The following is a 13364-nucleotide window of genomic DNA, read 5'->3' as shown; positions in this document are numbered from 1 at the left end:
TCTCCATTACACCACTCATTTATTTGTGCATTTTCCGTCCTCACAAAAATTACTGACTATTCGGATAAATTGTGGCAAAAATCAAACATCTATTAGTAATCTGATAACTTAACACTACATACTAATAAAAGCCCCTTGACTTCAGTCAGGGGCTTTTTCAGACTCCTCAGGTTGTTGGAAATGAGCGAGCAACTCTTCCGCTACTTTCTTTGGCATCCCTGCTTCTTTTAATTGTTCAGGTGTTGCCTCGCGTATGGCTTTCACTGTTTTAAAATGTTTCAGTAATTGCTGTTTACGTTTGGGTCCAACACCTTCAATTCCATCAAGTGATGAAGTCAGTGAAGATGCCCCCCGCCTCTGTCTATGGAACGTAATAGCAAATCGGTGAACTTCGTCTTGAACGCGTTGAAGCAAGTAAAAAGCTTCACTCGTTTTCTTCAACGGGACAATCTGCGGCGGATGACCGTACAGCAACTGCGCTGTATTATGTTTATCATCTTTTGCCAGTCCGGCTATCGGGATGGAAAGTCCGAGTTCATCTTCTAGCACTTCACGTGCGATTTCCATCTGTCCTTTCCCACCGTCAATGACAATTAAATCGGGTAAAGGCAACTGATCTTTTAAAACACGTGCATAGCGTCGCCTAACCACTTCACGCATCGCACCATAATCATCATGCGCTGCAGCAGTTTTAGTTTTATATTTTCTGTAATCTTTTCGATTAGGTCTTCCATCTACAAATGATATCATTGCGGATACTGGTTCCACTCCATGTGTATGCGAGTTATCGAAAGCTTCGATGCGAAGAGGGGTACTGATGTTCATCGCTTCTCCAAGTTCTTCACAAGCACCAATTGTACGTTCTTCTTGGCGTTCAATAATTTGGAATTTAGCATTCAATGCAATAGACGCATTCTTGACGGCCAGTTTGACAAGTTCTTTTTTCTTTCCACGTTGTGGTATCAACACATTCGTATCGAGTAATTGATCTGCTAATGTAAAATCAACGGTTTCCGGCAGAAGTACTTCTTTTGGCAACAAATGTTGAGCTTCTCCATAGAAACGACCCAGATATGTTAGTAATTCCTCTTCTGGATCTCGATAGGCCGGAAAAATGGAGACATCTCGTTCTATCATCTTACCTTGTCTAACGAAGAACACCTGCACACACATCCAACCTTTATCCACTGCATAGCCAAAAATATCACGATCTGTAAAATCATTCGCATTCATATTCTGCTTTTCCATAACGGTTTCAATATTGGTAATTTGATCACGATATTCCTTCGCACGTTCAAATTCCAATTCTTCCGCAGCTTTATTCATTTTTTGCTGAAGTTCCTTTTTGACTTCTTTATAGCCGCCATTAAGGAATCGTGTAATGTCTGCAATCATTTCAGTATACGCATCAGCAGGTACCTCTTTAATACAAGGCGCAAGACATTGACCGATATGATAATACAAACACGCGCGTGTAGGAATACTTTGACACTTACGGTACGGATATAAGCGATCCAGTAACTTTTTCGTTTCATGGGCTGCGCTAGCATTTGGATATGGTCCAAAATATTTACCTGATTTTTTATTGACTTTTCGTGTAATGATCAATTTCGGATGACGTTCGTTCGTGATTTTCAAGTAAGGATATGTTTTGTCATCTTTTAGCATGATATTGTATTTTGGATCGTATTTCTTTATCATGTTTAATTCCAAAATTAATGCTTCAATTTCGGAATTGGTAACTATATATTCAAAATCCTCTATTTCTCCGACCAATCGTTGTGTCTTGCCATCATGGGAACCCGTGAAATAGCTACGCACACGGTTTTTCAATACTTTTGCTTTCCCTACATAAATGACTGTACCTTGACGATCCTTCATTAAATAGCAACCCGGCAATTCGGGGAGGATCGAAAGTTTATGTTCAATGATTTCATTCATTATTTTCACCTACTAAAAAACCGGGCTGCTCTGCGGCCCGGTCTCTTGTATTTATGCGTGTTTTTCAACTAGTTGTGCAAGTGCTTCTTTCGGTTGGAAGCCTACTACCTTCTCAGCTACTTCCCCGTCTTTAAAGAGAAGAAGTGTTGGGATCGACATGATACCGAACTGGCTAGCAGTTTCTTGATTATCATCCACGTTTACTTTTACAATGTTCGCTTTTCCTTCTAGTTCACCTGAAAGTTCTTCTAGTACAGGAGCGATCATTTTACAAGGACCACACCAAGGTGCCCAAAAGTCCACTAGTACTACGCCTTCTTTTACGTTTTCAGCAAAGTTCGAATCAGTTGCATTAATAATTGCCATTCTTATTTCCTCCTTAGTCTTTAACTATATTCGTATTATATCATGGAGGTATAGAAGGGGCTAAAAAAATGCCTGTACCCATTCATTAGCTTACTTTAATCTTTTTAATTTCTTCGATCATGATGGGGATAATCTCGAAGATGTCACCTACGATACCGTAGTCCGCAATCTTAAAGATGTTCGCTTCTGGATCTTTATTGATTGCCACAATGACTTTCGAGTTGGACATACCTGCTACGTGCTGGATCGCTCCGGAAATTCCAGCTGCAATATACAAGTCCGGTGTAACGACTTTACCCGTTTGCCCAATCTGCAGTGAATAATCGCAGTAGTCTGCGTCACATGCTCCACGTGAAGCACCGACTGCACCGCCTAGAAGATTTGCCAATTCTTTTAAAGGCTCAAACCCTTCAGGTCCTTTGACGCCACGGCCGCCTGCTACGATTACTTTCGCTTCAGATAAATCAACGCCTTCTGTTGATTTACGTACTACGTCTTTGATGACAGAGCGAAGATTCGTAATTTCCACGCTTTTCGCTGTTACGTCACCTGAGCGGCTTGCATCATGCGCTAATGGCTCGATGTTGTTCGGTCGGATTGTGATAAATTGCAACCCTTCTTTAATTTCCACTCGTTCAAATGCTTTACCAGAATAGATTGGGCGGATGAACTCTGCATCATCGCCTTCTCCTTCAATTTTTGTAACATCTGAAATTAATCCCGTTCCAAGCTTACTTGCAATTTTCGGTGATAAGTCTTTCCCCATGGCTGTATGTCCAAATACGACACCGTCCGGGGATTCTTCTTCATACACTGCAAGGAACGCTTGGCCAAAGCCGTCTGGTGTATAGTGCTTCAAATGCGGATGCTCAACCGTTACCACACGGTCCGCCCCATAATGAATCATTTCTTCGCCAAGCGACTGAACTTGATCCCCTATAAGAACAGCGACAACTTCTCCGCCGCCTGAAATATTCTTTGCCGCTGCAATTGTTTCAAATGATACGTTACGTAGTTCTCCATCACGTGCTTCACCTAAAACCAACATTTTCTTTGACATAATGTAGTCCCTCCTAATTACGGTTCTCTATATGAATTAAATTACTTTCGCTTCGTTACGCAATAATTTTATAAGTTCAGCCGCTTGATCTGCTGGCTCTCCCTCAAGTACACGCCCCGCTGATTTCGCAGGTGGTAAAAAGACTTCTTTTGTTTCCGTCTTAGCTTCTACATCATCTTCCTCTAGGTCCAGATCATCGAACTCTAGGTCTTCAAGAGGTTTTTTCTTGGCTTTCATAATACCAGGCAATGAAGGATAGCGTGGTTCGTTTAAACCTTGTTGTGCTGTTACGAGAATCGGCAAGGATGTTTCAATAGTTTCTGAATCCCCTTCTACGTCTCGTACAACTGTTGCGTTCGTTCCGTCTATCTTTAATTCAGTAATTGTCGTGACATAGTTAATGCCTAGTAATTCTGCAACACGTGGTCCCACTTGTCCTGAACCGCCATCGATTGCTACGTTACCTGCCAGAATTAGATCAGCATCTTTATCTTTTAGGTAATCCGCAATGACTCTCGCAGAAGTATATTCGTCGATATCATCAATATCGTCCTCAATATTGATGAGTACTGCTTTATCTGCACCCATTGCCAATGCAGTTCGCAATTGTTTCTCGGAATCTTCGTTACCAATTGATAGTACAGTTACCTCTCCACCGTGTTCGTCACGTAGTTTAATAGCTTCTTCCACTGCGTACTCATCGTATGGATTTATGATGAATTCTGCGCCATCTTCAGCAATGGCACCGTTTGAGATTGAAATTTTTTCCTCCGTATCAAATGTTCTTTTTACTAATGCATAAATGTTCATTAATAGAACCTCCTTTTTGATAATTACTTCCCAGTAAATGTAGGTTGACGCTTTTCAATAAATGCTTGAATACCTTCTTTTGCATCTTCAGAGACGAATACCGCTCCGAATGACTTAGCTTCTTCTTCCACACCTTCATAGAATGAAGGATCTTTTGAGTAGGAAAGCATGCGTAATGCATGTTTCACTGCAATCGGGCTCTTATCTGAAATCTTCTTCGCAATCTTCAATGTTTCAGCTGAAAGTTCTTCTTCTGAATATGCATGATTTGCAAGTCCCCACTGTACTGCGTCTTCCCCTGAGATCGGATCACTCGTCAACATCATTTCTGCTGCTTTGGCTACACCAACCAAACGTGGCAAACGTTGCGTTCCTGCAAATCCAGGAATGAGACCTAATTGCAATTCAGGCAAGCCTAGTTTTGCACTCTTCGTAACTAAACGAATGTGGCAGGCCATAGCAAGCTCTAAACCGCCTCCAAGTGCGGCTCCATGAATGGAAGCGATTACAGGTTTAGGGAAATTTTCAAGACGCTCGAAAACTTCTTGTCCTTTACTAGAAAGCTTCGAGAACGCTGCCCCAGTGTCGATTGTTGTGAATTCTTTAATATCTGCACCTGCTGAGAAGAATCGGCCTTCACCATATAGAACTACAACACGAACATCGTCGTCGTGCTCTACGCTAGTTAACAACTGATCCACTTCCTCAATCAATTTTGAAGATAAGGCATTCGCCGGCGGGTGATCAATTTTTGCTAATGCGACATGTCCATCTTTTTCCAAGTTAATCAATGTCATCTACTATCTCTCCTTTAATACAATGCTTACTGTTGTTCGTAGCCATGCAATAGCATATCGCTAACTTTAGGTGCTAGGCTAACTAAATTAAACTTCTGTTCGTTCATCACCCAAGAGGTAATCGTTTCGTCCATAGTGCCAAATAGCATCTGCCTTGCTAGTCTAAGGTCTAGATTGGGAGATAATTCTCCATTCTCTACCCCTTCTTCAAGCAAAGCATCCAACAAAACCATATATTCTTTCAACACATTATTGATTTGGAATCGCAGTTCTTTATTTGACTGTCTGAGTTCCAATTGTGTGACGATCGCTAAATGAGGATCTTCTTGCAATACTTTGAAGTGATTTTCCACAACTAATTCCAGTTTTTCTGCAATTGGAAGATCTGTTTTTAATATTTCTTTGATATTTTCTACGAAAATCGCCATTTTTTCTCTGAATACAGATATTAGGATGTCTTCTTTATTTTTAAAGTACAAATAAATGGTCCCATCCGCCACTCCCGCTTCTTTAGCTATTTTTGAGACTTGCGCTTGATGGTAACCGTTCTCCGCAATAACAATTACCGCAGCGTCTACTATTTGTTTATATTTAGGTTTAGTTCGCTTCATTAATGATTCACCACCAAAAAGAAAATATGAATGACTATTCATTCATATTTTCATGTTAATATTCTTTTGGTTTATAGTCAAGCATTTTGTTACGAACTTTTTAATGAATTCTGAACTTCCGTTAATTTCTTTCGTTCTTCTTCCACTAATGTTCTGCGCAGTATTTTACCTACTGCTGTTTTAGGTAGATCTTCGCGGAAATCATAATGTTTTGGAACTTTAAATGCAGCAAGCTGTTTTCTGCAATACGTATCTAATTCTGTTTCCGTTATGGAATATCCTTCTTTTAAAACAATATACGCTTTAACTGTTTCACCACGATATGGATCCGGTACACCTGCTACGATACATTCTTGAATAGCTGGATGTTCATATAGGACTTCTTCAACCTCGCGTGGGTAAACATTGAATCCGCTTGCGATAATCATATCTTTTTTACGGTCGACCACATAGAAGTATCCATCCTCATCCATATACCCTAAATCTCCTGTCAAAAACCATCCATCGCGGAATGATTCCTGTGTGTCTTCAGGTCTATTCCAATAACCTTTCATTACTTGTGGCCCTTTTACCGCAATCTCCCCTATTTCTCCTACTGGTAATGGTTCTGATGAGCCGGGACCAAGCACACATCCATCCGTATCAGGCCACGGAACACCAACCGAGCCACGCTTTTCCAATCCATCCCAAATAAAGTTAGCCATAGCGACTGGAGACGTCTCTGTTAAGCCATATCCTTCCACAAGTTTTCCACCGGTTACCGCTTCAAATTTTTCTTTCACTTCAACCGGTAATGCAGCAGATCCACTGAGACAAGCTTTTATAGAAGATAGATCATATTTTTCCAAATCGGGATGATTTAACAGACCAATATAGATTGTGGGTGCCCCAGGAAATATGGTTGGTTTTTGTTTGTCAATATCTTTCAACGCGGTCTTGAAATCAAATTTAGGTATCAACACCATTTTATGACCTTTCATTACAGCGAAAATCAAAACAGTCGTCATACCATACACATGGAAAAACGGTAGAATGCCCATAATCGTTTCTTCGCCATCAGTCGTTTTGTATAACCATGCACTACACATTTCCGTATTGCTAATTAAATTGGAATGGGTCAATTCTACACCTTTTGGCGGTCCCGTAGTTCCTCCGGTATACTGCAATAATGCAATATCACCGTTCTCATACGCAACATGAATCGGATCGGGTTTTGTTGTTTTCATGATTTCGGTATATACATGATGCATACCACGATGCTCTACTTTTACCGTTAACTTATGTTCTTTTTTCTGAATGAATGGATAGACTAGATTTTTTGGGAACGGGAGATAATCTTTGATCCCCGTAATAATAATATTTTCAAGCGCAGTTCCGTTCATAGCTTTCGTGACACGAGGGAACAAAATATCAAGTGATATAATCACTTTTGCACCCGAATCAGAGAGTTGATAGTGCAATTCGCGCTCTGTATACAGTGGATTTGTCTGAACCACAATGGCTCCTGCATATAGAATTCCATAGTAAGCGATAGCGCCCTGCGGACAGTTTGGTAACATAATGGCTACGCGATCACCTTTTACGACTCCTAATTTTTGCAAATAGGTAGCAAATTTTAGAGCGGACTCATGAAATTCTTTGAACGTGATGTCTTTCCCCATAAAATGCATCGCTGTGTTATTTGAATATTTTTTACTGGATCTGGTTAGATAGTCTTGCAATGGAATATTTTCATATGCTAAAGTAGTCGGAATTTCTTTTGGATATACAGAAAGCCAAGGTTTTTTCGTCATCTTTACAACTCCTTTATCGTGATATAATTGTTTGAATATTCCTTGTTCATTAGTATATCGATAAACTAATTAGTTTACAAGATAAATATGAAAGCGCTTTATTTATCTATATACATGCCTCTTAGTCTATGTGAGTGTGATTGCTATTATACATTTTCAAGAAATGGAGAGGCTGGACATGGAATACGGGAGGGGATTTGCGCTTCGGAGGGAACGCTTCAATCCTTTCGTAAACACTACATAACTATCCTCCGCTTGGTTTTGATCTTCTACAATTCAACTACTAAAAAACACACCAAGACCGAGGTCAGGGTGTGTTGGTGACGAGCCAGTATACTCCGATTAGGACGAAGAGTACACAGACTACTAATAATATTTTAATTAATCTTTCCATAATATGCGGTCTCCTATGAAATACTGGCGCCGATGACGAATGACAGTCCGACCGAAATGCAGAGCGAGATGAAGCCGACGGAGCGGTTGTCCGCTTGGATCTCCTCGTCAACCTTAAACTTCGGTGTCAGGAATTCGAACAGCAAATAGGCAAAGACGAGAAGCAGGAAGCCGAATAAGCCCCAGCCCATCATCTGCGGCAGACTATTGTGTTGCTCGATAGAATAGCGGAAAATATTTGCGACACCAAATATCTTTCCGCCTGTCGCCATCGCCACTGACAAGTTTCCTTTACGGATCTCTTCCCAGTTTTTATATTTTGTTACAATTTCAAATAGCACCATTGATACGATCAAGCACAGTGTAACGACACTGAAATACCCGGCCGTCTCAACTAATGGATGACTCCAAAAACCCGTATGATTCATAACGCTACACCTTCCTTATGTTCTATAGCTTGTCATACGATTCAAACAGCTGAAAGGTTTCATTTATTTTAATTCTACTACAGTAACGCCGCTCCCGCCTTCGCCTGCCTCACCAAAGCGATAGGATTTCACGCGTGAATGTTTTTTCAAATATTGTTGAACGCCTTGCCGAAGTGCTCCCGTTCCTTTACCGTGAATAATATTCACTTGATGGTAGTTGGACAATAATGCATCATCAATATACTTCTCTGTGCGTGCAAGAGCATCTTCATATCGTTCACCACGTAAATCGAGCTCCATTTTCACATGCTCAGAACGGCCTTTTACTGCTGACACTGTGACATGTTTCTTTTCTTTTTCAGGCTTCGTATATTGCAATCCGGACTCAGGTAATTTCATCTTCAAAATACCAATTTGAACAATCCACTCATTATCTGATACTTTTTCAACAAGTGTCCCTTTTTGTCCATACGCGAGTACTTTTACTTCGTCCCCTTGTTGTAACGGACGTGGTCCTGCTTGCGCTTTAATAGCTTTCTTTTTCTTTTCTTCAGGCCTAGCGTCTTCCAATCGTTTACGAGCTTCAATTAACTCATGCTCCTTAACACTGGCTCCTGCATTCAACCGTAGAGCACGTAAGTCTGAAATAACCGCTTCGGACTCCGTTTTGGCTTGATCCACAATTTTTTTCGCTTTTTCTTTGGCTGCTTCTGTTAAACGGTCTTTTTGCTCCTCGAATTCTTGGAGTTTATCGTGTAATTCTTTTTTCAACTTCTCTGTTTCCAAAAGTACGTCATGTGTACGTTCAGCATCTTTTTCGGATTGTACGCGGCTCGTTTCAAGAGAGGCGATCATCGAATCTACTTCTCCACGATCTTCTCCTGTGAAACTCTTTGCACGATCTATTACATGACTTTGTAAACCTAATCGTTTGGAAATTTCAAACGCATTACTTCGTCCCGGTACACCGATTAGTAAACGATACGTCGGACTCAACGTATCAATGTCGAATTCAACACTCGCATTCGCTACACCCGTCCGGTTAAAGCTATACGCTTTTAATTCCGGATAATGAGTTGTCGCCATCACACGTGCGCCAGTCCCATGCACTTCATCCAGAATGGATATGGCAAGAGCAGCACCTTCTTGAGGATCCGTCCCTGAGCCTAATTCATCGAATAACAATAGAGAACGATCATCGAACTTCTTTAATATATTCACGATGTTGACCATATGAGAGGAAAATGTACTCAAACTCTGTTCAATCGATTGCTCATCCCCGATATCCGCATAAATCGAATCAAAGACGGCAATTTCAGAACCATCAAGAACAGGTATTGGCAGGCCTGATTGTGCCATTAACGTGCAAAGTCCCACTGTTTTCAGCGTTACTGTCTTACCACCTGTATTCGGACCGGTGATCACAATCGTTGTAATGTCGTTGCCAAATTCAATCGTATTCGCTACCGCTTCATTAATTGGCAGAAGCGGGTGACGCGCTTTAGAGAGGCGCATATAGCCATCTGCGTTAACTGCTGGTTTTGTGCATTTATTGGCAGTACCGTACTTAGCTTTCGCTAAAATAACATCCACTTCTGCCAATAGCTGCACTAATGTGAATAGCTCATGAGCGATTTCTTGCACACTGGCCGATAAGGCAAGTAAAATCTTTTCGATTTCTTCCCGCTCTTTAATTTTCAGTTCACGAATCTCGTTATTTGCCTGAACGACTGCATCTGGCTCGATGAATAGTGTTTGACCAGATGATGACATATCGTGAATTACACCGCCATAATGGGATCGATATTCTGCTTTAACAGGAATACAGTAACGATCATTACGCATCGTAACGATTGCGTCAGACAGCATTTTCGACGCGTTCTTCCCTCTTGTATAACTTTCAAGACGTTCACGTACGCGACTTTCTTGGATTCGTAAGCCTTGACGAGTCGAACGTAACGCGGATGAAGCACTGTCCATCACTCGACCATTATCATCGATTGCTGCATTGATTTCATGTTCAATCTCTGTCAAGATCGGCATCGCTTCTTTACGCGCGATTAAATGAGGAATAGAGATCTCGCCTTCAGTCGCAACAGCTTCTAAAATCTGACGAAGAATTCTGCTAGCACGGATCGTATCTGCAATTTCCACTAGCTCCATTGCGCTTAACATTCCACCAATTTGTGCGCGTTTAGCATGGGATCGAATATCATGGATTCCACCCATTGGGACATTCCCTCGGATACGTAAAAGTGCCAACCCTTCATCTGTTTCCTCAAGTAACCGAGTGACATCTTCGAGATTTTTTGAAGGTACCAATTGCTCTATATGTGCACGGCCTGCAATGGACGTACATTGTGCCGCTACTTGTTGTATAATTTTATCAAATTCAAGTGTTTTTAAGACACGTTTTTCCAATGTCTTACACTCCCTTTCATTTACGAATCACTTTCTCAATAAATGTTTCAAGCGGCCATGTGTTAACTACCTGCTCAGCAGGAAGCCAAGCTTTTTGTGCATATTCCACGCCAATCGGCATAATATCAAGTTGTTCTATCGCGTGCGCATCTGTATTGATTGCAATATTGACGCCCGCTTCCATTGCTTGTATTACGTGTGCTGTGCGCAAATCTAAACGATATGGACTTGCGTTCACTTCAAGAATTTTACCATATTCACTCGCCCACTTGATGAGCTGCTCGATATCCGGATTATATCCTTCACGTTGACCAATAATACGACCTGTTGGATGGGCGATCATGTGCACGTGTGGATTTTTACATGCAGCATGCAGACGCTCCATAATCTGCTCCTGCGGTTGATTAAAACTAGAGTGAATAGACGCAATGACAAAATCCAGTTGCTTTAGGATCTCATCATCAAAATCTAATGTCCCGTCCGGAAGAATATCCATCTCGGTTCCACAGAATACCTTAATGTCATCATACAACGCATTCACTTCACGAATTTCCTCAATTTGCTTCAATAAACGCTCAGGTGTTAAACCATTTGCTACTTTTAAATAATGCGAATGATCGGTAATGACCAGATGTGAATAGCCTTTTGCACGGCAAGCCTCCACCATCTCTTCTATAGAATGTCCACCATCTGACCAAGTGGTGTGCATATGAAGATCGGAACGGATTAGTTCAGGTGTGACAAGTGTAGAAATCTCCTTTACACGATCAAGCTCCGTTCCGTCCTTGCGAATGCTTGGCGGAATGAATGGCAAATCAAAATGAGCAAAAAATTCTTTTTCACTAGCAAACGTCTGCACATGTCCTGCTTCATCTTCCACGCCGTATTCACTGATTTTCTCTTTACGTTTTTTAGCCAACTGGCGCATCCGTATATTATGCGCGGCAGAGCCGGTAAAGTGATGAAGTGCCGTCGCAAATTGCTCTTCAGTTACAAAGCGAAAATCCGCATCGATTGGACTTACTGTATCAAGCGTAATTGACAGTTTAGCATCGCCTGCTGCAATCACTTTTTCGATCGGTAACGCAGCCAATATTTTTTCACGAACAATTTGGGGTTCGTCAGTTACGAGAATCCAGTCTACATCTGAACTTTCTTCTTCGCGCCTACGATAACTCCCAGCCACTTGATACTTCTGAATTTCCTCAATCAACTGTAATTCAGCCTGAACAATATCAACGATTTTAGCCACTTGCCAAATTGGGGTCTTGCCGGAACGATTTGCAAGTATTTCTATTTCACGCAATAAGTTCTCCTCTGTCTTTTTGCCGAATCCCGGAACTTTGCTTACCTCTTGTCTTTCGCAAGCTGCTTGAAGTGATTCAACCGAATCTATATCCAATGCTTCCCGTAGTTTGGCTATTTTCTTCCCACCCAATCCAGGAATATTCAAGAGAGGAATCAAACCTTTTGGCACCTTCTCCTCAAGCTCCATTAATACATCGGAAGTTCCTTTTTCCATCAAATCAGTTATGACCGCACCGGTTCCTTTACCGATTCCTTTCAACGATAGGATATCATCCATCTCAGCGAGACTTCTCGTGTCCAATTCCAGAATTGAAGCGGCTTTCCTGAATGCTGCTACCTTAAAATGGTTTTCTCCAAGTAACTCCATATATAATGCAATTTTTTCAAACGTACGAATTATAGTCTTTTTATTCAAGTTCGTATCCTCCCACTCTGTTAAAAAAGCTTCCACGCGTTCGGGAAGCTTTTGGTTCATATGTACAGTACATTATTTACGAGCGTTAACCTATATAAACGAACCACCAATTTTTTATTGCCGAGGAAATAATTGGCGTATGTTCAAATATCGCTTTTGCCAGCAATGAATGACCTACTGAGTTTTGAATGACTTCAACGGGAAGCATCGCAAGTAAAGATAATACAAAAAAGATGATTACGTAGAATTCAATGAAGCCCAGTCCTGCGCCAACGAGACGCGCACCGAAACCTAGAATCGGAATATGCTTTATAAAGTCCAACATGGAACCAACTAATTGCAAAACCAGCTTCATTCCGACAAAAATTAAAATAAATGCGATCAACCGATAAAACGTCATATCCATATCCAAATTTTCGAATGTCCAGCTCAGCGTATCTGCTGCAGTCGCCCCGGGATAGGGTATCCATAATATTAATTTTTCTGCAAATGGCTTGTAAAACTTATACGCTACGATTACCGATACAATCAATCCTAACATATGGATGAGCTGTACGATGAACCCGCGTCTAAAGCCCGCTATTAAGCCCCCTATAAGCAGTAAAATAATGAGTAAATCTACCATGTTTTGAACCTCAACCCTTCATTTTTTTCACTTCATCTTCTAATTCTTTTACTCTTTCTTGTAATTTTAGAAATTCATGCACATTATTTACCGCCGTCAGGACAGCAATCCTTTTACTGTCGAGATGTCGATTATGCTTACTGATTTCGCGCATTTTTTCGTCAACGAGCGAGGCTACATAACGCACATGTGAAGAAGGTTCCGTACCAACAACCGTATATGTTTGTCCGTAGATTTCAACTGTCACTCTTGCTTTTTTATTGTCCGCCATTTTATGCCCTCCCCCTAAAAACCCTCACATAATCATACCATGAAAATCAATTACTTGTGAATCAATTACGCCTCATATTGACACGAGGTTCGAAATTCAGACATGAACTTTCATAAGGGACTCTA

Annotated in this window: 12 protein-coding genes; all 12 read right to left on the bottom strand. The window is 41.1% G+C overall.

The annotated features are described in order from the left end of the window. Positions 1 to 141: 141 nt before the first annotated feature. Positions 142 to 1941 (bottom strand): excinuclease ABC subunit UvrC, encoded by a 1800-nt coding sequence (gene uvrC / locus CSV60_RS07175; protein WP_099629724.1) that lies wholly within the window; start codon positions 1939 to 1941, stop codon positions 142 to 144. Positions 1942 to 1992: 51 nt separating this feature from the next. Then, positions 1993 to 2307, bottom strand: a complete 315-nt coding sequence (gene trxA, locus CSV60_RS07170; protein WP_099629723.1) for a thioredoxin — start codon at positions 2305 to 2307, stop codon at positions 1993 to 1995. Between the two features lie 85 nt (positions 2308 to 2392). Beyond that, on the bottom strand, positions 2393 to 3367 hold the full coding sequence (locus tag CSV60_RS07165; protein ID WP_099636481.1) for an electron transfer flavoprotein subunit alpha/FixB family protein: 975 nt from the start codon (positions 3365 to 3367) through the stop codon (positions 2393 to 2395). 36 nt (positions 3368 to 3403) lie between these two features. Continuing rightward, positions 3404 to 4177: an electron transfer flavoprotein subunit beta/FixA family protein gene (locus CSV60_RS07160; RefSeq protein ID WP_099636480.1), complete on the bottom strand. Its 774-nt coding sequence runs from the start codon at positions 4175 to 4177 to the stop codon at positions 3404 to 3406. Positions 4178 to 4200: 23 nt separating this feature from the next. Further along, entirely contained in the window at positions 4201 to 4974 is a 774-nt protein-coding gene (locus CSV60_RS07155) for an enoyl-CoA hydratase (protein WP_099636479.1), read from the bottom strand. Between the two features lie 26 nt (positions 4975 to 5000). Further along, positions 5001 to 5585 carry a fatty acid metabolism transcriptional regulator FadR gene (locus CSV60_RS07150; protein ID WP_099636478.1) on the bottom strand — a complete coding sequence of 195 codons (585 nt, stop codon included), beginning with the start codon at positions 5583 to 5585 and terminating at the stop codon, positions 5001 to 5003. Between the two features lie 89 nt (positions 5586 to 5674). Beyond that, a complete protein-coding gene (locus CSV60_RS07145; protein WP_099636477.1) occupies positions 5675 to 7378 on the bottom strand; it encodes a long-chain-fatty-acid--CoA ligase in 1704 nt (567 codons plus the stop codon). A 407-nt stretch (positions 7379 to 7785) separates the two neighbouring features. Beyond that, the gene (locus CSV60_RS07140) at positions 7786 to 8199 is read right to left on the bottom strand and encodes a DUF350 domain-containing protein (protein ID WP_099629717.1); all 414 of its coding nucleotides are present in this window, start codon (positions 8197 to 8199) and stop codon (positions 7786 to 7788) included. Between the two features lie 63 nt (positions 8200 to 8262). Further along, complete coding sequence (locus tag CSV60_RS07135; RefSeq protein ID WP_099636476.1) at positions 8263 to 10620, bottom strand: endonuclease MutS2; 2358 nt, start codon at positions 10618 to 10620, stop codon at positions 8263 to 8265. Positions 10621 to 10636: 16 nt separating this feature from the next. Further along, a complete protein-coding gene (gene polX / locus CSV60_RS07130; protein WP_099636475.1) occupies positions 10637 to 12343 on the bottom strand; it encodes a DNA polymerase/3'-5' exonuclease PolX in 1707 nt (568 codons plus the stop codon). A gap of 85 nt (positions 12344 to 12428) precedes the next feature. After that, entirely contained in the window at positions 12429 to 12968 is a 540-nt protein-coding gene (locus CSV60_RS07125; protein ID WP_099636474.1) for a CvpA family protein, read from the bottom strand. A gap of 10 nt (positions 12969 to 12978) precedes the next feature. Continuing rightward, a complete protein-coding gene (zapA, locus tag CSV60_RS07120) occupies positions 12979 to 13239 on the bottom strand; it encodes a cell division protein ZapA (protein ID WP_099629713.1) in 261 nt (86 codons plus the stop codon). Positions 13240 to 13364 lie beyond the last annotated feature (125 nt).

It is taken from the genome of Sporosarcina sp. P7 (assembly GCF_002743425.1).
Taxonomy (GTDB): domain Bacteria; phylum Bacillota; class Bacilli; order Bacillales_A; family Planococcaceae; genus Sporosarcina.
This window is presented reverse-complemented; position numbering and strand designations above follow the sequence as displayed.